This is a genomic window from Streptomyces sp. NPDC059875, from assembly GCF_042731085.1.
Classification (GTDB): domain Bacteria; phylum Actinomycetota; class Actinomycetes; order Streptomycetales; family Streptomycetaceae; genus Streptomyces.
In genome coordinates, this window is record NZ_JBHWJZ010000051.1 from 1 (window position 1) to 17,998 (window position 17,998).

Sequence of the window (17,998 nt, forward strand, 5' to 3'; positions counted from 1 at the left end):
CAGGAGGTTCACTCCTCCGGCCCGGCCCCGAGGCGTTTTCCGTGGTGCGGCCGGAGAATGGGCACTGTCCCCCTGTTTCTGCCGCATCGGAGGCAGTCGTGAAGGATCTCAAGTTCGAGCAGAAGCGCTCGCTGTCGCGGATCGAGGCGGCCGATCAGCTCACGGCGCTCGCGGACGCGCTGAGGAAGGGCGGCGAGGCGGAGCTGGCGTTCGGCTCCGGGACCCTGAGTCTGCGCATCCCCGACGACGTTCGCAGCGAGGTGGAGTTCGAGGTCAGCGACGGGGAGATCGAGCTGGAGATCGAGTTCACCTGGCCGACGGGGAGCCCCCGGAAGGCGCCGGCCCGGGCGGCCGCGAGCGCGGCGAAGCCCGCGCGGAGCCGGAAGTCCGCGCCCGCCAAGCCCGCGCGGAGCGGCGCCGGCGGGGGTACGAAGTCGAAGCGGGCCGCCGCGAAGAAGGCCTGAGCCGCGCCGGGGTCCGGCGGGCGCCGGATCAGAACTTGATGGAGCCCACGGTCTGCGTTATCGAGTCCAGGAAGCGCTGGATGTCGTCGGCCATGCCCGTGGAGGCAAGGAAGAAGCCGAAGAGCACCGCGACCACGGCCGGGCCGCCCTTGAGGTTCCCGCCGCGGATCAGCACCACCAGGATGACCGCCAACAGCAGCACCACAGACAGTGAAATGGCCACAACTGATCACACCCTCGGTCGGTCCCACCTTGCCCGCCGGGGAGCACACGTCGCACCGCACCCCCCGCTGTCTCCATGGTGCCATCAACCCCCCTGCCCCCGCTGCCTGGTGACGAATCGTCGCGCACAAGATCACGACTCCGGGGCGCCGTCGGCCACGGCGTGAACGCGGGGCGAAAGCCCAAGAGAGAGATTAAGCACACCCCTACAACCAAGGGCGATTTGCCCGGTATTCGGCGGACATAATTGCGAAGTGAGGGTACATTTCCGCCATCCAACGAACTGAATGTCCCTTATGCGCCACATGGTTTGGCCACAGGATCCTCACAGCTAGGGTCCTCGGGTGTCCTCCGCCACGCAGAACATAGCCAGGACTCCGCTTCCCCAGGGTGAGGAGGCGGGGTCGGTCCCGACGACGCAGGTCAAGGGCGCCGCCGCCGGCACACCCACGCCACGCGATCCCTACTTCGACAACGCGAAGTACCTCGCGATCCTCCTCGTCGTCATGGGGCACGTCTGGCCCGCGGTGATCGAGGGAAGCCGGGCCACCCGAGGCCTGTACATGTTCGTCTACACGTTCCACATGCCGGTCTTCATTCTGGTGTCCGGCTATCTGTCCCGCAGTTACACGGGGCGGCCCGACCAGCTGAAGCGGCTCCTCACCGGCGTCGCCGTGCCGTACGTCGTCTTCGAGCTGGCCTACACGCTGTTCACCCGGTGGGGGACGGGCACCTTCCGGCCGATCAGCCTGCTCCACCCCACGTATCTGATGTGGTTCCTGATCGCCCTGTTCATCTGGCGGCTGACCACCCCGTTCTGGCGCGTCGTGCGGTGGCCGCTGGCGACGTCCCTCGCGATCGCGACGCTCGCGTCGGTGACGCCCGCCATCGGCGGCACCCTGGAGATGGTCCGGGTGCTCCAGTTCCTGCCGTTCTTCGTGCTCGGACTGTGCATGAAGCCCGAGCACTTCGTGTTCCTGCGACGGCGGCCGGTGCGCATCGCCTCCCTTCTCGTGTTCGCCGCCGCGGTCCCCCTCTTCTACTGGCTGACGCCCACCCTCTTCCTGAGCTGGTTCTACCGCTCCCAGAGCGTGCAGGAGATGGGCGTCGGCGTGGGGCGGGGCCTGTTCCTCATCGGCGTCCTCTTCCTGTGCACGCTGGTGCTGACGGCGGCGTTCCTCTCCCTCGTCCCCGGCAGCCGGCGCTGGTTCACGGCGCTCGGCGCGGGCACCATCTGCGGCTACGTGCTGCACGGATTCCTGATACGGGGGCTCAGCTACCTCGGCCTGTTCGAGGAGAACCCGTGGCTGAACACCGCGCCGGGCCGGGTGGTCGTGACCCTCGCCGCGCTCGCGGCGATGACCCTGCTGTGCACCCCGCCGGTGCGCAAGATGCTCAAGTGGGTCACGGAACCCGAGATGGCCTGGGCCTTCCGCAAGGACACGGCGGCGAAGCGCGCCTGAGGCGAAGCCGCTCGTCGGCCCCGGACGGTCCCGAGAGCGGGAGCGTCCGGGGCCGAGCCGTTTGTCGGGCGGTGAGGAATCAGGTCTGGCGGCTGATGAGCAGCAGGGCGCGGTCGTCGTTGACGTCCTTCGCGCAGGCCTCGATCAGGTGCCAGGCCGCGCCCTCGAAGCCCGAGGCGACATAGCGGTCGGCCTCGCCCGTGAGCCGGTCGATGCCCTCGGCGATGTCCCGGTCGGCGGCCTCGACGAGCCCGTCCGTGAAGAGCATCAGGACGTCGCCGGGCCGGAGCGAGCCCTTGACCGGGTGGAACTCGGCGCCGTCGTAGACGCCGAGGAGCGGGCCGTCGCCGGACTTCTCCTCCCAGCGCCCGGTGCCCGCGTGGAGCTGGAGCGCCGGCAGGTGCCCGGCGGACAGCAACTCGTAGTCCCCGGACTCCAGGTCGAGGACCAGGTGGATGGAGGTGGCGAAGCCCTCGTCCCAGTCCTGGCGCAGCAGATAGCCGTTGGCGGCCGGCAGGAAGCCGTGCGGCGGCAGCGAGCCGAGCAGTCCGCCGAAGGCCCCGGAGAGGAGCAGTGCGCGGGAGCCGGCGTCCATTCCCTTGCCGGACACGTCCGTGAGCAGGACCTCCAGGGTCCGGCCGCCGTGCGTGCGGGCGGCGACGACGAAGTCGCCGGAGAAGGACTGGCCGCCGGCCGGGCGCAGCGCCATCTCGCGGTGCCAGCCCTTGGGGAGCCGCGGGAGGGCGCTCTGGGCCCGGATGCGTTCGCGCAGGTCGAAGAGCATGGTGCCGCCCCGCCGCCAGGGCACGCCGACGCGCGCCCGGAACTGCGCGATGAGCAGCCCGAACAGTCCGCAGGCGGCGACGACCAGGACCGTTCCGGGCGTGACCCGGGCCGGGCCCTGGGTGTACGGGCCGAGCACGACCGACTCGACGATCAGGGCGCCGGCGGCCGCCGCGTACAGCGCGAGCAGACTCGCGGGGCGCAGGAGCAGCCCTCCGGCCACGATCGGCAGGACGAGCGCGGCGGGCGCGCACCACACCGGATCGGCGAGGGTGCCGATGGTGATCGCCGGGATCGTCAGCAGAAGTCCGGCGAAGGCGAGCCAGTCGGAGCCCTCGCCGCGGAAGTAGTCGACACCGGACTTGCGCAGGGAGATGCGGACCCGGTGTGCGCTCCTGCGCATCCGGGCCGAGTACGAGGCGACACCCGCGCGATTTCTCATTGGCCTGGACCCTATCCACCCGGTCGGACCTCGTGCAGGGGGACCCCTCAGGCATTGCGCGCGAAATCGGGTCGCGACGATCCGGTGGGCGCTGATATCGATGGCATATGACGACTGAACTGCGGGTGCTGGACGCGGCCGAGTGGGACGACTGGTACGGAACTCTGGAGCTCGCCTTCGGAGGCGTGCCGGAGTCCCCGGAGGAGCGGCGGCTCTGGCAGGACCTGACCGAAAACGAGCGCTCCATCGGGGTCTGGGACGGCGAGAGCTGTGTCGGTACGGCGGGCGCGTTCACCTTCCGGATGTCCGTACCGGGTGGGGCGATCGTGCCCACGGCGGGCGTCACGATGGTGAGCGTGGCCGCGACGCACCGCCGGCGCGGGATCCTCAGCTCGATGATGCGGCGCCAGCTCGACGACGTACGGGCGTGGGGCGAGCCGCTGGCCGTGCTGACGGCCTCGGAACCGGAGATCTACGGGCGGTTCGGCTACGGCATCGCCACGTACCAGACCAAGGCGACGATCGACACGACCCGGGTGCGGCTCACCGTGCCTGAGGGCACGGACGAGGTCGTGCTGCGGCAGGCCGATCCGGCGAAGGCGGCCGCGGCGTGCGAGGCGGTGTACGCCCGGCTGGTGCCGCGCCGGCCCGGAATGCTGGCCCGCCGGCCGGAGTGGGAGCGACTGCCGCTGCTCGACCCGGAGGGCGACCGGGGCGGTGCCTCGCCGCGGCAGTGCGTGCTGGCGGAGCGGGACGGCGAGGTCGTCGGGTACGCGCTGTACGCGATCAAGCCGGAGTGGTCCCCGAGCGGGGCCGAGGGCAGTGTGGTGCTGAAGGATCTGGGGGCGCTGGACCCGGCGGCGGAGGCGGCACTGTGGCGGTTCCTCTGCTCGATCGACCTGACGTCCTCGGTCCTGATCCACAGCCGGCCGGTGGACGACGCGTGGCAGCACCTGGTGTCCGACGTGCGGCGGTGCGCGCCGTCGCAGCGGGACTCGCTGCATCTGCGTCTGGTGGAGGTGGGCGCGGCGTTGGAGGCGCGGACGTACCAGGCGCCGGTGGACGTGGTGTTCGAGGTGGCGGACGCGTTCTGTCCGTGGAACGAGGGGCGTTGGCGGTTGACGGGGGACGCGAAGGGGGCGGTGTGCGTCCGTACGGACGAGGCCGCGGATCTTGCGTTGTCCGTACGGGAGTTGGGGGCGGCGTACCTCGGGGGCGTGAGCTTGATGTCGCTGGCGGCGGCTGGCCGAGTGCGGGAGCTTCGGGACGGGGCGCTCGTGGAGGCGTCCGTGGCGTTCGGGTCGCCCGTTGCGCCGTGGTTGCCGCACGGGTTCTAGGGCGCCGGCCTCGTGGGCACGGGGGTCGAGGGGCGGACGCGCCCGCCAGGGCGCCGTCCCGTTGTGCCCACCCGTCCCTCCCCCTAGGGCTTCGCCCTGGGGGGACCCCCACAGCGGGACGAATGCCCACAACGGGGGGAAGGCGGGCCGCCGCTCACAACGGGCGCGGTGCGTCACCCGCGCGGGTACTCGTACGGGTTGTACCTGGTGTACCTGGGATCGGTCGTCGGGTCCTCCTTGTGGGACCAGGCGTTCAAGGTTGCCGGTGAGGTGTGCCAGTGGCCCGTGGTGAGGCGGTGTTCCAGGGCGCGGAGGGCGGCGAGCATCTCGCCCGTGGTGAAGGTGCAGTGGCCGGGGCCGTCGACGTACGTCTGGGCGAGGAGGTGGCCCGTGCCGGCCGCGGTGACGGTCCGGCGGTAGGCGCTCTCGGCCTGGACGGGGATCAGCGCGTCGCCGGTCGTGTGGAGGGTGAGTTGGGGGTCGGTCAGCCGCCCGGTGAGGGTGCTGGTCCGCCGCATCCACCCGACGGCCCCGGGGTCGGCGGAGATCCGGGGCGCGCGGTCGAGCGCCGTGAGGTCTCCGCGTAGCGAGAGCCCGGCCTTCTTGTAGAGCTCCGTCACCTCCTTGGACTGGGGCGAGCGGGCGAGCATGCGCGTGTAGTCGACGCCCGTGTTCCACGAGGGGTTTCCGCCCGCGCGGCTCTCGGCCTCCTGCCGCCAGCTGAAGGCGGGGAGCTGGAGAAGGCCCTGGACTGCCGTGTACTGGTTGGCCTGCTGGGCGTCCCAGTCGGTCGGACCCGGCTCCTGCTGCGACGGGTCGTTGTGGCCGGGGATGCCGTGCAGGGCCGCGGCGAGGGCGATGCGGGCGCGGCCCTCGGGGGTCTGCTGGGCGGCGGTGACCTTCGCGGTGAGCGCGTGGGAGGCGTTCCGCGCTGCGGTCTGGTCGGCGAAGCCGGTGAGCCGGATGTCGTCGCCCCGCGCGAGCAGGGTCTTCAGCGCGAAGACCGGGTCCAGGGTGCTGTTCCAGTTGGCGACGCCGCCCTGGAGGAGCCCGCACATGGACAGCGAGCCGTCGAGCCGGTCGGCGTGCCGCTCGGCCAGCCGGGTGGTGACGAGTCCGCCGTACGAGGTGCCCCAGGCGAGCGTGCGCCGGGCGGTGCCGAACCTCTCCGTGAACAGGTCGAGCGTGGCCAGTTGGTCGGGTACCGCGTCCGTGACGGCCCAGCCGTTCGTCGCGTACGAGGAGCCGATGAGTGCGTAGCCCTGGGCGAGGAGCCTGTCGCGCGTCTCCGGACTCGGCGCGTTCTGGGCGGGGTTGGGCCACCCTGCCGCGCGGTAGCCGTGGCTGTAGAGCAGGACGGTGCCGTTCCAGGCGCCGGGCACGTCCATCAGGTACGCGGCGCCGGAGGGCAGTCGTCCCTCGACATGGGTGTCCATGGCGGCCTGTGCGGCGTGTGCGGGTGGCGTGGTCAGGGCGCACAGGGCGACGGCCGTCAGTGCGGTACGGATCTTCAACGGGGCGTCCCTTCCGGGGTGGGGGCGGCGGCTCGCGGAGCCGGGGAGTCGAGGGCGTCGCCGCGTGTCTCGCGCAGGCGCCACACGGTGAGCGCGGTCACGGCCGCGCCGCCGCACAGCAGCAGGGACACGGGGGTGCCGGAGCCGCCGGACGAGGCCACCAGGCTGCTCGCGATCAGCGGGGAGAAGCCGGCGCCGACGAGCGTGGCGGCCTGGTAGCCGAGGGAGGCGCCGGTGTAGCGGACGCGGGTGCCGAACATCTCGGTGAGCAGGGCGCCGAGCGGGCCGTACATCGTGGACTGGGCGACGCCGTGGCCGAGGGCGAGGCCGAGGATCAGCAGGCCCGGGGAGCCGGAGTCCACCAGGGCGAGCACGGGGAAGGCGAGCGCGGCGGAGGCGAGTGCTCCGGCGAGGACGACCGGGCGACGGCCGACGCGGTCGGACAGCGCCGAGGCGGCGGGCAGCACGAACAGGGCGACGGCGGACGCGACGGTCACGGCGGTGAGCACCTGCGGGCGGCTGTACCCGTGGCCGACCGCGTACGAGATCATGAAGCCGGTCAGCAGGGACTGCGCGGTGAACGCGCCGATGCCGACGCAGGCGGCGCGCAGGACGGGTCCGGGCCGGCGCAGCACCTCCACGAGGGGCGGCCTGGCCGGCGGCTCCTGACCGCCGCGCGTCTTGGCCTGTGCCCTGGCCTGTTCGAAGAGCGGGCTCTCGGCGACCTTGAGGCGGACGAAGAGTCCGACGGCGAGCAGGAGGACGCTCAGCAGGAAGGGCACCCGCCAGCCCCAGGAGCGGAACTGCTCGTCGGGGAGTCCGGAGACGAGGGTGACGACGCCGGCCGAGAGCACGGCGCCGAGCGGGGCGCCGAGCTGGGTGAAGCTGGACCACAGGCCCCGTCGGGAGCCCTGGGTGCGCTCGGCGTGCTCGACGACCATCAGGGTCGCGCCGCCCCACTCGCCGCCGATCGCCACGCCCTGCACGACCCGCAGGGCCACGAGGAGGACGGGTGCCCAGACGCCGATCGCGTCGTAGGTCGGCAGGAGGCCGATGAGGAAGCTGCCGCAGCCCATCAGCACCATGGTCAGCAGCATCATCGACTTGCGGCCGAGCCGGTCGCCGAAGTGGCCGAAGACGATGCCGCCCAACGGGCGGGCCGCATAGCCCGCGGCGAAGGTGCCGAAGGCCGCGATGGTGCCGACCGTGGGGTCGGCGCCGGGGAAGAACAGCTCGCCGAAGACGAGCGCGGCGACGGTGCCGTACACGAGGAAGTCGTAGAACTCGACGGCGGTGCCGAGCAGTCCGGACAGTGCGACGCGGCGCAACTGCCGTGATTCCGGGGCGGATTGACGAGCGGATGAGCGGGATGGCTGCACAGCTGGCTCCCTGCTGCCGAGGCGATGGCGTGTCACCGGCGGGGTGAACACACCGATGCCCCGGTGAAGTTAGGCATCAACCGTGCAGCCGTCAATCATTTGCACAACATCAACCCCGCCCGGTCAGCCGAGCCCGTCCTCCGCGATGCGCAACAGCAGGGCGTGCAGAACCTCCCGCTCGGCCGCGGCGAGCGGGGCGACCAGCTCGTTGGTCACCCGCCTCCCCGCCTCGTCGGTGTCGCGCAGGAAGGCACGGCCGTCCTCGGTCAGCACGACGATCCGGCTGCGGCGGTCGTCGGGGGCAGGGCGGCGCTCGGCGAAGCCGAGCTTCTCGAGGTCGTCGACCAGGCCGACGATCGCGCTCGGGTCGTAGCCGAGGCGGGTGCTCAGCTCACGCTGGAGCGCGCCGTCGGACGTGGCGAGGAAGCGCAGCACCGCGTAGTGACGCAGGCGCACGCCCGACTCCTGGAGGAAGGCGTTGAACAGCTGCCCGGAGCGCAGGCCGAGCCGGTACAGCAGGTAGCCGCTGTCCGCATGCAGCCCGCGCATCCAGGGCTCGTGCTCGTCGATGGGGGCGGGGTTCATGGCGGACTCCCTGGTCGGCCCCGGGCGGGGCGGTGTGCGGACGACGGCACCAGTCTGACGCACGAGCCTTACGGCAACAACTATTGACGTCGACAATGATTGCTCTTAGCTTCGATCTCACCGCCGCACCCCTTGCGAAAGGACCGTTCGTGCCCCCCATCGATCTCACTGGCAAGACCGCCGTCGTCACCGGCAGCGGCCGGGGCCTCGGCCTCGCGTACGCCCAGGCCCTGGCCGCACACGGAGCGTCCGTCGTCGTCAACGACGTGGACGAGGCCGTGGCCGAGCAGGCCGTGAAGGCCATCACCGAAGCGGGCGGCACGGCCGTGGCCGAGGTGGTCGCGGTCGGCACCGCCGACGCCGCCGACCGGCTCGTGAACCGTGCGGTCGAGGAGTTCGGGAGGCTCGACATCCTGGTCACCAACGCCGGCATCCTGCGCGACAAGGTGCTGTGGAAGATGACCGACGAGGACTTCGACGCGGTCCTGACCACGCATCTGAGGGGCACCTTCACCTGTGCTCGCGCCGCCGCCGTCCGGATGCGCGAGCAGGGCGAGGGCGGCAGCCTGATCCTGGTCGGCTCCCCCGCCGGACAGCGCGGCAACTTCGGGCAGACGAACTACGCCGCCGCGAAGGCCGGCATCGCCGCCCTCGCCCGTACCTGGTCCATGGAGCTGGCGCGCGCCGGCGTCACCGTCAACGCGATCGTGCCGGTCGCGGCGACCGCGATGACCGAGACCATCCCCGCCTTCGCGCCGTACATCGAGGCGATGCGGAACGGCGCGCCTCTGCCGGACTTCCTGCGCAAGGGCGAGGGCTTCGGCACCCCCGAGGACTGCGCGGCCCTCGTCCCCTTCCTCGCCTCGGAGGCGGCCCGCACCATCACGGGCCAGGCCATCGGCATCGGCGGCGACCGGGTGACCCTCTGGTCGCACCCGCAGGAGGTCAGGGCGGCGTACGCGGACGGCGGCTGGACGCCGGACACCCTCGCCGACGCCTGGCCCACCTCGGTCGGCGCCGAACTCCAGACGGTGGGCATCCCCGCGCCCCGGCTGCCGGAGGCGTGATGTCCCCCTCCATGAACCTCGACGAACTCGTCGCGATCGACGTCCACACCCACGCAGAGGTCTCCGCCCAGGGCCATTCCTCGCTGGACGACGACCTGCACGACGCCTCCTCCGCCTACTTCAAGGTCGAGGGCGACCGAAAGCCGACCGTGGCGGAGATGGCCGCCTACTACCGGGAGCGGAAGATGGCCGCGGTCGTCTTCACCGTCGACGCCGAGTCCGCCACCGGCACCGCGCCGGTCCCGAACGAGGAGGTCGCCGAGGCCGCGGCCGCCAACGCGGACGTCCTCATCCCCTTCGCGTCGATCGACCCTTTCCGCGGGAAGGCGGGCGTCCGTCAGGCGCGGCGGCTCGTGGAGGAGTACGGGGTACGGGGCTTCAAGTTCCACCCCAGCATCCAGGGGTTCTTCCCCAACGACCGCTCGGTGGCGTACGCGCTGTACGAGGTGATCGAGGAGACCGGCGCCATCGCCCTGTTCCACACGGGCCAGACCGGCATCGGCGCCGGAGTGCCCGGGGGCGGCGGGATCCGGCTGAAGTACTCCAACCCGCTGTACGTCGACGACGTCGCCGCCGACTTCCCGCATCTGAAGATCATCCTGGCGCACCCGTCCTTCCCCTGGCAGGACGAGGCCCTCGCGGTGGCCACCCACAAGCCGGGCGTCCACATCGACCTGTCTGGCTGGTCGCCGAAGTACTTCCCGCCGCAGCTGGTGCGGTACGCCAACACCCTGCTGAAGGACAAGGTCCTCTTCGGCTCCGACTACCCCGTCCTCACCCCGGACCGCTGGCTCGCGGACTTCGCGCAGCTGCCGATCAAGGACGAGGTCAGGCCGAGGATCCTCAAGGACAACGCCGCCCGCCTGCTCGGTCTGACGAAACCGTAGGGACCCGCCGATGCGCAACGAGGGAGTGGGGTCCTGGCCGGCCCGCCGGGCCCGCAAGACCCCCCGCCGGACGGCCCTGATCCACCACGACACCACGGTCACGTACGCCGAGCTGTACGCGCGCACCACCCGCCTCGCCCATGCCCTGCGCGCCCGTGGCGTGCGCCGGGGCGACCGGATCGCCTACCTCGGCCCCAACCACCCCTCCTTTCTGGAGACCCTGTTCGCCGCGGCCACGCTCGGCGCGGTCTTCGTCCCGCTCAACACCCGCCTCGCCGGCCCGGAGATCGCCTACCAGCTCGCCGACGCCGGGGCCACGGTCCTCGTCCACGGCCCCGCACACCGCGAGCTGGTCGAAGGGGTGGCGGGCGGCGTCGGTGTCCGTACGTACGTCGAGGTCGGCGCCGCGTACGAGGAGGCGCTGGCCGGGGCCTCCGCCGAGCCGATCGACGAGCCGGTCTCCGGCGACGACACCTGCATCATCATGTACACCTCGGGGACGACCGGCCGTCCCAAGGGCGCCATGCTCACCCATGCCAACCTGACCTGGAACGCGTTCAACGTCCTCGTCGACCACGATCTGATCGCCGACGAACGCGCCCTGGTCTCCGCCCCGTTGTTCCACACCGCCGGCCTCAACATGCTCACGCTGCCGGTGCTGCTCAAGGGCGGCACCTGCGTCCTGGTCGAGGCCTTCGCCCCGGACACCACCCTCGACCTGATCGAACGGCACCGGATCACCTTCATGTTCGGGGTGCCGACGATGTTCGACCAGGTGGCCCGGCATCCCCGCTGGGACGGGGCCGACCTGTCGTCCCTGCGGATCCTGACCTGCGGCGGCTCACCCGTCCCGACCCCGCTGATCGCCCGGTACCAGGAGCGCGGGCTCACCTTCCTGCAGGGCTACGGCATGACGGAGGCGGCTCCGGGCGCGCTGTTCCTGGACGCCGAACACGCGGTGAGCAAGGCGGGTTCGGCGGGCGTGCCGCACTTCTTCAGCGACATCCGGGTGGTCCGGCCGGACCTCACGCCGGTCGACGTCGGCGAGACCGGGGAGATCGTGGTGCGCGGGCCGCACGTCATGCCCGGCTACTGGGGGCTGCCCGAGGCGACGGCCGCCGCGTTCACGGACGGCTGGTTCCGCACCGGGGACGCGGCCCGGATCGACGAGGACGCCTACGTCTACGTCGTCGACCGCATCAAGGACATGATCATCTCGGGCGGCGAGAACATCTACCCCGCCGAGATCGAGGACCTGCTCCTCGGCCACCCGGACATCGCGGAGTGCGCGGTCATCGGCGTGCCGGACTCCACGTGGGGCGAGGTGCCGCGCGCGGTCGTCGTGCCCCGCGAGGGCGCCCGGCCCGACCCGGACGAGGTGCTCGCCTCCCTGGCCGGCCGCCTCGCCAAGTACAAGATCCCGAAATCGGTCGTGTTCGTGGACGCGCTCCCGCGCACGGCCTCCGGAAAGCTCCTCAAGTCCCATCTAAGGAAGACGACATGAGCATCACCGTCAACGGCGTCGACGCCCTGAAGAAGCTCGCCGGCAGCGAGCTCGGCACCAGCGAGTGGATCGAGATCACCCAGGAGCGCATCGACACCTTCGCCGACGCCACGGGCGACCATCAGTGGATCCACGTGGATCCGGTGAAGGCCGCCGAGGGTCCCTTCGGCGCCCCGATCGCCCACGGGTACCTCACCCTCTCCCTCTTCATCCCGCTCTTCACCGAGCTGCTGGACGTCCAGGGCGTCGCCACCAAGGTCAACTACGGCCTGAACAAGGTGCGTTTCCCCTCGCCGGTGAAGGTCGGCTCGCGGATCCGGCTCGTCGGCAGGCTGGCGGAGGTCGAGGACGTGCCGGGCGGGGTGCAGATCACGGTCGACGGCACGATCGAGATCGAGGGCGGCGCGAAGCCGGCGGCCGTGCTGCAGAGCCTGTCGCGCTTCTACGCCTGACCGGCGCGTACGGGTACGAGGTCGAGGAGGCGTTCCGAGGCGTCCTGGGCGAGCGGTGCGAGCCGCTCGTACACCGCACGGAACGTCTCCTCGGCCCGCTCGGCCGGCCAGTCCCCCGGCAGGTGCTCGATCGGCAGCCTCGGGTCGCCGCGGATGATCCCCAGCCACTCCGCCTGCAGCCGCAGCCGCAGCGCGAGGGCCTCGTCCGGCTCCGGCAGCTCGGTCCGCCAGGGCTGCCAGCGCCGTACGAACGCCTCGTGACGCGCGGCCAGTTCGGACAGCTCCCAGGTCTCCCCGATCATCGCGCCGATGTCCGTCGCGCTGTCGGCGTGGGCGCGGAAGACCTTCACATGGGCGGACAGACCGAGTTCGGCCACGAGCGCCGAGACGTCCACGTCTCCGGGCGCGACCCACAACCCGTTGAACAGCGGTCCGAAGCCGCTCCAGGTGAGCTTCGCGCGCAGGTCGTGCCGCTGGCGCTGCCAGGACTCGGGCAGGGAGAAGCCGAGCAGGGTCCAGGTGCCGTCCCAGTGCCGGTTGACCGCGCCGGTCCGCCAGATGCGCCGTTCGCCGTCGCGCAGCACCTCCTCCGAGCGTTCGGTGAGGCCGAAGTACATCCGGCGGCCCTCCCGTTGGCGGCGCAGCAGACCGCGGTTGACCATCCGGGTCAGCGTCGAGCGGGTCGCCTGCTCACCGACGCCGGCGCGCGCGAAGACGTCGATGACGCTCCCCGAGTACACGCAGACCTCGCGCCCGAGCACCTGGTCGCCCAGGAACGTGAGCATCAGGGACTGGGGGCGCAGCGGCTCTTCCGTGGTCACGCGGCCCACCGTACGCCGGGGGCGACGGCGGGCCGCAGGGGCCGGGTGTCAGCGTCGCTGGCAGCCCGGGCACCAGAAGAGGTTGCGGGCGGCGAGGTCGGCGGTGCGGATCTCGCCGCCACAGATGTGGCAGGCCTGGAGGGCCCGGCGGTAGACGTAGACCTCGCCGCCGTGGTCGTCGACGCGCGGCGGGCGGCCCATCGCCTCGGGGGTGTGCTCGGGGCGGACGGTGTCGATGCGGTTGTGGCGGACGCCCTCGCGCATCAGAGCCACGAGGTCGTCCCAGATCGCGTCCCACTCGCGACGCGTCAGGTCCTTGCCGGCGCGGTACGGGTCGATGCCGTGGCGGAAGAGGACCTCCGCGCGGTACACGTTCCCGACGCCCGCGATGACCTTCTGGTCCATGAGCAGGGCCGCGACCGTCATACGGGACTTCGAGATCCGGCGCCACGCCTTGTCGGGGTCGTCGCCGTTCCGGAGCGGATCCGGGCCGAGGCGGTCGTGTATCGCCCGCTTCTCGGGTTCGGTGATCAGCGCGCAGGTGGTGGGACCGCGCAGATCCGCGTAGTGGTCGTCGTTGACGAGGCGCAGCCGGACCGTGTCGGTGGGCGGCGGCGCCGGAGCCGTACCGAAGCCGAGCTTGCCGAAGAGGCCGAGGTGGACGTGGATCCAGCCGGTGTCCTCGAAGCCCAGGAAGAGGTGCTTGCCGTGGGCGTCGACTCCGTCGAGGACCAGTCCGTCCAGCAGCGCCGCGCTGTCGGAGAACTTCCCCTGCGGGCTGCTCACGCGGACGGGCCGGCCCGCGAAGCGGTCGAGGTGGTCCTCGGCCAGGCGGTGGATCGTATGCCCCTCGGGCACTGCTGCTCTCCTGGACGTGCGGGACGGCATGGCCGTGCCGCCGGGCCGGCCCGGCGGCACGGACTCGGGCGGGTCAGCCCTGCTGCGGGTGGTGGGCCGGGATCGGGGGGAGCTCGCCGGTGGTCTCGTACGCGGTGAGCATGTCGATCCGGCGGGTGTGACGCTCGTCACCGGAGTACGGGGTCTTGAGGAAGACCTCGACGAAGGTGGTTGCCTCGTCCTGGGTGTGCATCCGGCCGCCGATGGCGACGACGTTGGCGTTGTTGTGCTCACGGCCGAGGGCGGCGGTCTGCACGCTCCAGGCGAGGGCCGCGCGCACCCCCTTCACCTTGTTCGCGGCGATCTGCTCGCCGTTGCCCGAGCCACCGATGACGATGCCCAGGCTGTCCGGGTCCGCGGCCGTCTTCTCGGCGGCGCGCAGGCAGAACGGCGGGTAGTCGTCCAGGGCGTCGTAGATGTGGGGACCGCAGTCGACGGGCTCGTGGCCATGGGCCTTCAGCCACTCGACGAGGTGGTTCTTGAGTTCGAAGCCGGCATGGTCGGAGCCGAGGTACACGCGCATGGTTCCGAGTGTGGCACGGCAGGGCCTGGGTAGCGGTCAGCGGGGTCGGGGCCTTGGTCCGTATTGGTGTGGACCTTCGCCCCTTACGCAACGATCCGGAATCGGGTCTTCCGATCACCCCGCCCCTCGGTGTTGAATGCTCGGGCTCGTGACCCGAGCGCCCCCCACACTTAAGGAAGCGTTCATGAACACGCAGCCGACCCTTGCGAAGGAAGGCAGCGCCACCGGTAATCCCGGTGATTCGCAGCAGTCCGACGGACTCAAGGCCGGTCTCAAGAACCGCCACCTCTCGATGATCGCCATCGGTGGTGTCATCGGCGCCGGACTCTTCGGCGGCTCCGCGGCCGGCATCAAGGCCGCAGGCCCCGGCATCCTGCTGTCCTACGCGCTCGTGGGCACGATGGTCGTCTTCGTCATGCGGATGCTCGGCGAGATGTCCGTGGCCAACCCGACCTCCGGCTCCTTCTCGGCGCACGCCGACCGGGCGCTCGGACGCTGGGCGGGCTTCTCCATCGGCTGGCTGTACTGGTTCTTCTGGGTCGTCGTGCTCGCCGTCGAGGCGACCATGGGTGCGGACATCCTGAACGGCTGGATCCCGTCCGTCCCGCAGTGGGCCTGGGCGCTGATCGTGATGGTCGTCCTGACCGTCACCAACCTCGGCTCGGTCGCCTCCTACGGTGAGTTCGAGTTCTGGTTCGCCGGCATCAAGGTCGTCGCCATCGCCGCCTTCATCGTGGTCGGCGGGCTCGCGATCTTCGGCGTCCTGCCGGGTGCGGACACCTCGAGCGCCGGACTGAGCAACCTCACCGAGCACGGCGGCTTCCTGCCCAACGGCTACGGCGCGATCCTCACGGGCATCCTGATGGTCGTCTTCTCCTTCATGGGCAGCGAGATCGTCACCCTCGCCGCCGGCGAGTCCTCGGACCCGCGCCGCGCGGTCGCCAAGGCCACCAACAGCGTGATCTGGCGAGTCGGCATCTTCTACCTCGGCTCGATCCTGGTGGTCGTCTCGCTGCTGCCGTGGAACGACCCGTCGCTGGAGAAGGACGGCTCGTACGTCGCGGCGCTCAACTCGATCGGCATCCCGCACGCCGGTCAGATCATGAACGTCATCATCCTGACCGCGGTGCTGTCCTGCCTGAACTCGGGCCTCTACACCGCCTCCCGCATGGCCCACTCCCTCGGCCGGCGCGGTGACGCTCCGAAGGCCTTCGGCCGGACGAACGCGAAGGGCGTGCCGCAGGCCGCCATCATCGGATCGGTGATCTTCGGCTTCGTCGCCGTCTTCTTCAACTACAAGTGGCCCGACACCGTCTTCGCCTTCCTGCTGAACGCGTCCGGTGCGATCGCGCTCTTCGTCTGGCTGGTCATCTGCTTCTCGCAGCTGCGCATGCGGAAGATCATCCTGCGGGAGTCCCCGGAGAAGCTGCTCGTCAAGATGTGGCTCTTCCCGTACCTGACCTGGGCGACCATCGCGATGATCGTCTTCGTCCTCGGCTACATGCTCTACAACGGCGGCTCCGCCCGTGAGCAGGTCCTGCTGTCGCTGCTGGTGGCCGGCCTGGTGGTGGCCATCGCCGTGGTCCGCGACCGCTTCGGCAAGACCGCGGAGCCCGTCACCAAGGACTGAATCCATACCTGACGGGTTCTGTCAGGTATGAACGAGAAGCTCTCCGTGTCTCAGGGAAACCCCCAAGGAACGGAGAGCTTTCTCATGTCCATCGCCGCGCAGTACGTCTTCCGACCCGGCGACGCCGGGTACGACGAGGAGCTCGCCGGTTTCCAGACCGGCTTCGCCGTCCGCCCCGAGCTGATCGTCGGGGCCACCGACGCCGAGGAGGTCCGGGCCGCCGTCTCCTACGCGGCCTCGCGCGGGCTTCCGGTCGGCGTCCAGGCCACCGGGCACGGGCTGCCCGGCGCGGCCGAGGGCGGCCTGCTGATCACCACCCGGCGGATGGACGAGGTCCGGATCGACGCCGAGGGCCGTACCGCGCGCGTGGCGGCCGGGGTGCGCTGGGCGCAGGTCGTCGAGGCGGCCGCCCCGTACGGTCTCGCCCCGCTGAACGGGTCCGCGCCCGGCGTCGGGGCGGTCTCGTACACGCTGGGCGGGGGTCTGGGGATCCTCGCGAGGGAGTTCGGCTGGACCGCCGACCATGTGCGCGCGCTCGACGTGGTCACGGCGGACGGCACGCTGCGGCAGGTGACGGCCGCGAGCGATCCGGAGCTGTACAGGGGACTGCTCGGCGGAGGACAGAACCTCGGTGTGGTGACCGCGATGGAGGTGGGCCTGGTCCCGGTCTCGCGGCTGTACGGCGGAGCGATCTCCTTCGACGGCCGTCGGGTGGACCCGGCCACGATCGTGCGGGCGTACCGGGAGTGGACCGAGACCGTGCCGGACACGGTGACGTCGACGTTCACGGCCCTCGTCTACCCGGACATCCCGGTGGTGCCGGAGCAGCTGCGCGGCGCCTACCTCGTGTCGGTGAAGCTCGCGTTCACCGGGGACGCGACCGAAGGCGAGCGGCTCGTCGCGCCGTTGCGGGCGATCGGTCCCGCACGCTCGGACTCGCTGCGGGAGATGCCGTACACCGAGAGCCACACGATCCACAGCGACCCGGACTTCCCGCACGCCTACTGGGGCGACGGCATCACCGTGAGCGATCTGGAGGTGGCTGCCGCCGCCGAACTGCTGCGGCTCACCGGGCCCGAGGCCGACCGGATGGCCGTGCTCCAGATCAGCCACCTGGGCGGCGCGCTCACCAAGGAGCAGCCCAACGCGGTACCGCACCGCGACGCACGCTTCCTCGTGCGGGCGCTGTACCCGATCGGCGAGGACGGACCGGGACCGATCAAGGAGCTCCACGCGCGCGTGGAGCGCACGATCGCGCCGTGGGCCACCGGCCGGGCACTGAACTTCCTGTTCGGGGACGGCGAGCGTACGGAGGGGCTGTACGACGCCGAAACGCGGAAGAGGCTCGCCCGGGTCAAGGCGACGTACGACCCGGCGAACCTCTTCCGCAGGAACTACAACATCGTGCCCGAGGGCGTCAGCCCTTCCGGCCGATGAGCTTCCAGGCGGTCGGCAGCGCGCCCATCGCGAGCGCGGCCTTGAGCGCGTCGCCGATCAGGAACGGGGTCAGACCGGCGGCCACCGCCTGCGCGAACGTCATGCCCGTGGCGAAGGCCAGGTAGGGCACGCCGACCGCGTAGATGATCGCGGAGCCGAGCGCCATCGCGCCCGCCGTGCGGAGCACGGAGCGGTCGGCCCCGCGGCGCGCGAGGGCGCCGACGACGGTCGCGGCCAGCAGCATGCCGAGGATGTAGCCGAAGGAGGGCATCGCGTAGCCGGAGGTGGCCTGGGCGAACCAGGGCACGCCCGCCATGCCGACGACCGCGTACAGGGCCAGGGAGAGGAAGCCGCGGCGGGCGCCGAGCGCCGTGCCGACGAGCAGGGCGGCGAAGGTCTGGCCGGAGACGGGCACCGGGGAGCCGGGGACCGGGACGGCGATCTGCGCGGCGATGCCGGTGAGCGCGGCGCCGCCGACGACGAGCGCGATGTCACGCGCGCGGCTGGACGGCAGCAGGTCGGCGAGGACCGTCCCGGAGCGGAGGGAACGGACGGGGGCGACGGCGGTGCTCATCGGTACTCCGCGGGGTG

At 71.3% G+C, this 17,998-nt stretch carries 18 protein-coding genes; 9 read left to right on the forward strand and 9 right to left on the reverse strand.

Annotation, left to right across the window (positions count from 1 at the left end; translation table 11 throughout):
- The first annotated feature begins 98 nt into the window (after positions 1-98).
- Positions 99-464 (forward strand): amphi-Trp domain-containing protein, encoded by a 366-nt coding sequence (locus tag ACFV9D_RS35985; RefSeq protein ID WP_385156223.1) that lies wholly within the window; start codon positions 99-101, stop codon positions 462-464.
- 28 nt (positions 465-492) lie between these two features.
- Here the strand turns inward: ACFV9D_RS35985 and ACFV9D_RS35990 are convergent, their stop codons facing one another.
- Complete coding sequence (locus ACFV9D_RS35990) at positions 493-687, reverse strand: hypothetical protein (protein WP_385156226.1); 195 nt, start codon at positions 685-687, stop codon at positions 493-495.
- 343 nt (positions 688-1,030) lie between these two features.
- Here ACFV9D_RS35990 and ACFV9D_RS35995 point away from each other — a divergent pair, with 343 nt between their 5' ends.
- Positions 1,031-2,149: an acyltransferase family protein gene (locus ACFV9D_RS35995; RefSeq protein WP_385156229.1), complete on the forward strand. Its 1,119-nt coding sequence runs from the start codon at positions 1,031-1,033 to the stop codon at positions 2,147-2,149.
- Positions 2,150-2,228: 79 nt separating this feature from the next.
- Here the strand turns inward: ACFV9D_RS35995 and ACFV9D_RS36000 are convergent, their stop codons facing one another.
- The gene (locus ACFV9D_RS36000) at positions 2,229-3,374 is read right to left on the reverse strand and encodes a PP2C family protein-serine/threonine phosphatase (protein WP_385156232.1); all 1,146 of its coding nucleotides are present in this window, start codon (positions 3,372-3,374) and stop codon (positions 2,229-2,231) included.
- A gap of 107 nt (positions 3,375-3,481) precedes the next feature.
- Between ACFV9D_RS36000 and ACFV9D_RS36005 the strand changes: the two genes are divergently transcribed.
- Positions 3,482-4,711, forward strand: coding sequence for a GNAT family N-acetyltransferase (locus ACFV9D_RS36005; protein WP_385156235.1), 1,230 nt, complete (start codon positions 3,482-3,484; stop codon positions 4,709-4,711).
- 173 nt (positions 4,712-4,884) lie between these two features.
- Here the strand turns inward: ACFV9D_RS36005 and ACFV9D_RS36010 are convergent, their stop codons facing one another.
- The 3 genes from ACFV9D_RS36010 to ACFV9D_RS36020 all read right to left on the reverse strand — a co-directional run bounded on the left by ACFV9D_RS36010 (position 4,885) and on the right by ACFV9D_RS36020 (position 8,189).
- Complete coding sequence (locus tag ACFV9D_RS36010) at positions 4,885-6,225, reverse strand: alpha/beta hydrolase family protein (protein ID WP_385156238.1); 1,341 nt, start codon at positions 6,223-6,225, stop codon at positions 4,885-4,887.
- The gene (locus ACFV9D_RS36015) at positions 6,222-7,553 is read right to left on the reverse strand and encodes an MFS transporter (protein WP_385156241.1); all 1,332 of its coding nucleotides are present in this window, start codon (positions 7,551-7,553) and stop codon (positions 6,222-6,224) included. Before ACFV9D_RS36015 ends, ACFV9D_RS36010 begins: the two co-directional genes overlap by 4 nt.
- 174 nt (positions 7,554-7,727) lie before the next feature.
- Entirely contained in the window at positions 7,728-8,189 is a 462-nt protein-coding gene (locus ACFV9D_RS36020; protein WP_385156244.1) for a MarR family winged helix-turn-helix transcriptional regulator, read from the reverse strand.
- Between the two features lie 149 nt (positions 8,190-8,338).
- Between ACFV9D_RS36020 and ACFV9D_RS36025 the strand changes: the two genes are divergently transcribed.
- The 4 genes from ACFV9D_RS36025 to ACFV9D_RS36040 are packed head-to-tail and all read left to right on the forward strand — an operon-like array spanning position 8,339 to position 12,099.
- On the forward strand, positions 8,339-9,256 hold the full coding sequence (locus tag ACFV9D_RS36025) for an SDR family NAD(P)-dependent oxidoreductase (protein ID WP_385156247.1): 918 nt from the start codon (positions 8,339-8,341) through the stop codon (positions 9,254-9,256).
- Positions 9,257-9,267: 11 nt separating this feature from the next.
- On the forward strand, positions 9,268-10,143 hold the full coding sequence (locus ACFV9D_RS36030; RefSeq protein ID WP_385156335.1) for an amidohydrolase family protein: 876 nt from the start codon (positions 9,268-9,270) through the stop codon (positions 10,141-10,143).
- A 10-nt stretch (positions 10,144-10,153) separates the two neighbouring features.
- Positions 10,154-11,647 (forward strand): o-succinylbenzoate--CoA ligase, encoded by a 1,494-nt coding sequence (gene menE, locus ACFV9D_RS36035; RefSeq protein WP_385156250.1) that lies wholly within the window; start codon positions 10,154-10,156, stop codon positions 11,645-11,647.
- On the forward strand, positions 11,644-12,099 hold the full coding sequence (locus ACFV9D_RS36040) for a MaoC family dehydratase (protein ID WP_385156253.1): 456 nt from the start codon (positions 11,644-11,646) through the stop codon (positions 12,097-12,099). The genes menE and ACFV9D_RS36040 overlap by 4 nt, the downstream gene beginning before the upstream one ends.
- On the opposite strand, the gene ACFV9D_RS36045 is transcribed toward ACFV9D_RS36040, so the two are convergent.
- From ACFV9D_RS36045 to ACFV9D_RS36055, 3 genes are all read right to left on the reverse strand, one after another.
- Positions 12,090-12,920, reverse strand: a complete 831-nt coding sequence (locus ACFV9D_RS36045) for a PaaX family transcriptional regulator C-terminal domain-containing protein (protein WP_385156255.1) — start codon at positions 12,918-12,920, stop codon at positions 12,090-12,092. The two genes, ACFV9D_RS36040 and ACFV9D_RS36045, sit on opposite strands and share 10 nt — an antisense overlap.
- Before the next feature lie 48 nt (positions 12,921-12,968).
- Positions 12,969-13,778 carry an Fpg/Nei family DNA glycosylase gene (locus ACFV9D_RS36050; RefSeq protein WP_385156258.1) on the reverse strand — a complete coding sequence of 270 codons (810 nt, stop codon included), beginning with the start codon at positions 13,776-13,778 and terminating at the stop codon, positions 12,969-12,971.
- Positions 13,779-13,851: 73 nt separating this feature from the next.
- A complete protein-coding gene (locus ACFV9D_RS36055) occupies positions 13,852-14,340 on the reverse strand; it encodes a ribose-5-phosphate isomerase (protein ID WP_385156261.1) in 489 nt (162 codons plus the stop codon).
- A 184-nt stretch (positions 14,341-14,524) separates the two neighbouring features.
- Between ACFV9D_RS36055 and ACFV9D_RS36060 the strand changes: the two genes are divergently transcribed.
- Complete coding sequence (locus ACFV9D_RS36060; protein ID WP_385156264.1) at positions 14,525-15,970, forward strand: amino acid permease; 1,446 nt, start codon at positions 14,525-14,527, stop codon at positions 15,968-15,970.
- A gap of 84 nt (positions 15,971-16,054) precedes the next feature.
- Positions 16,055-17,407: an FAD-binding oxidoreductase gene (locus tag ACFV9D_RS36065; protein WP_385156267.1), complete on the forward strand. Its 1,353-nt coding sequence runs from the start codon at positions 16,055-16,057 to the stop codon at positions 17,405-17,407.
- Here the strand turns inward: ACFV9D_RS36065 and ACFV9D_RS36070 are convergent.
- Positions 17,388-17,981 carry a biotin transporter BioY gene (locus ACFV9D_RS36070; protein WP_385156269.1) on the reverse strand — a complete coding sequence of 198 codons (594 nt, stop codon included), beginning with the start codon at positions 17,979-17,981 and terminating at the stop codon, positions 17,388-17,390. The two genes, ACFV9D_RS36065 and ACFV9D_RS36070, sit on opposite strands and share 20 nt — an antisense overlap.
- Positions 17,982-17,998 lie beyond the last annotated feature (17 nt).

What these genes read in the sequence shown, in the direction of transcription:
- ACFV9D_RS36000 (WP_385156232.1), bottom strand. Translation starts at nt 3,374, where the DNA reads ATGAGAAATCGCGCGGGTGTCGCCTCGTACTCGGCCCGGATGCGCAGG.
- ACFV9D_RS36005 (WP_385156235.1), top strand. Translation starts at nt 3,482, where the DNA reads ATGACGACTGAACTGCGGGTGCTGGACGCGGCCGAGTGGGACGACTGG.
- ACFV9D_RS36020 (WP_385156244.1), bottom strand. Translation starts at nt 8,189, where the DNA reads ATGAACCCCGCCCCCATCGACGAGCACGAGCCCTGGATGCGCGGGCTG.
- ACFV9D_RS36030 (WP_385156335.1), top strand. Translation starts at nt 9,268, where the DNA reads ATGAACCTCGACGAACTCGTCGCGATCGACGTCCACACCCACGCAGAG.
- menE (WP_385156250.1), top strand. Translation starts at nt 10,154, where the DNA reads ATGCGCAACGAGGGAGTGGGGTCCTGGCCGGCCCGCCGGGCCCGCAAG.
- ACFV9D_RS36040 (WP_385156253.1), top strand. Translation starts at nt 11,644, where the DNA reads ATGAGCATCACCGTCAACGGCGTCGACGCCCTGAAGAAGCTCGCCGGC.
- ACFV9D_RS36055 (WP_385156261.1), bottom strand. Translation starts at nt 14,340, where the DNA reads ATGCGCGTGTACCTCGGCTCCGACCATGCCGGCTTCGAACTCAAGAAC.
- ACFV9D_RS36060 (WP_385156264.1), top strand. Translation starts at nt 14,525, where the DNA reads ATGAACACGCAGCCGACCCTTGCGAAGGAAGGCAGCGCCACCGGTAAT.
- ACFV9D_RS36065 (WP_385156267.1), top strand. Translation starts at nt 16,055, where the DNA reads ATGTCCATCGCCGCGCAGTACGTCTTCCGACCCGGCGACGCCGGGTAC.
- ACFV9D_RS36070 (WP_385156269.1), bottom strand. Translation starts at nt 17,981, where the DNA reads ATGAGCACCGCCGTCGCCCCCGTCCGTTCCCTCCGCTCCGGGACGGTC.